The sequence below is a fragment of the Johannesbaptistia floridana genome (assembly GCF_057440575.1).
The window spans coordinates 1-1,019 of sequence record NZ_JALKVM010000395.1 but is presented as its reverse complement, the minus strand read 5'-3'; the positions used below and the strand labels follow the sequence as shown (position 1 = coordinate 1,019).

1 protein-coding gene is annotated in these 1,019 nt (G+C 34.2%); it reads left to right on the top strand.

Annotation, left to right across the window (positions count from 1 at the left end):
* The first annotated feature begins 94 nt into the window (after positions 1–94).
* Positions 95–829: a hypothetical protein gene (locus tag MW688_RS22545; protein ID WP_486738266.1), complete on the top strand. Its 735-nt coding sequence runs from the start codon at positions 95–97 to the stop codon at positions 827–829.
* The last annotated feature ends 190 nt before the right edge of the window (positions 830–1,019 follow it).

Genomic DNA, 1,019 nt, shown 5'->3' with positions numbered 1-1,019 from the left:
GGCCGTTGCCTGCTATAGTCTAGTCAAATAGAAGAAAAAGAGGACTTGAACAATTAAGTATAAATCTTAGAAAACGATGGGGATGAAAAGGGTAATGCAAATTCCATTTAAACGATTTTATATTGACGAGAGACCAGATTTGAATTTCCATGAAGTATATGAAACAATCAAGGAATACTATCCAATTGGAATTTCAATGAACTATGAAAAAATCCAACAATTAGAACCAATTAAAAGATTAAATAAAAAGATTCAAGATTACATTTATAGCGAAGAAGAATCAAATGAGTGGTCGAATTATTTAGAGAAGCTTGGAGAGTATTTTCCAGATAAGAAGATATTTGGCAATACCAAAATTCAGCCTGGATACGGAGGAGTGATTGAAATAGATAAGACAAAAGGAGCTGAAATCATATCGAAGGAATTACATTTTTACAAAAGCTTTTTGGGTAAATACTACACAATTTTTGGTGTAGATAATATTCAATATTTTGATGGTGAGTACTATTACATGAGATTTGATCCGATAATTACAATTTCTCCGTTTGACAAATATGAAGAATACTTTGATACCATAAAACATCAGATGGGAATAGACTTTCCTGACTATAAGTTTATTCCTTTCGATATGGGGACATTAAAAATTAGAGGGTTGTCTACAATCTTTTCAAATGAACTCGATAATAGAGATTCAACAATTAATCAGGCTCTGTTTGTGAACCAAGATTATGGGAAATATAATTTCATCGGAGATAGGACCTTTGGATATGATTACTGGTCGCCAAATATCAAGGAGAATAATTGGATAGCATATCCACCAAAAAAATGAAAAGGAATTGAAAACTCTACAGCAGGCAACAATGGCTACATGCCATGCCGGTAAAAATCTTCGAGAGGAAAATGGAGATTGAAAAACCCGCGCAGGCAGCAAAAGCCAGGCTGCGCCAATTTGGTCTTTTGCTGCCTGCGCTAGCATTTGTGAATTGAGACGAAAATGGTAAATTTAGAATCCGGCACGT

Coding starts and splice junctions, on each gene's coding strand:
- MW688_RS22545 (WP_486738266.1), top strand. CDS start 95: ATGCAAATTCCATTTAAACGATTTTATATTGACGAGAGACCAGATTTG.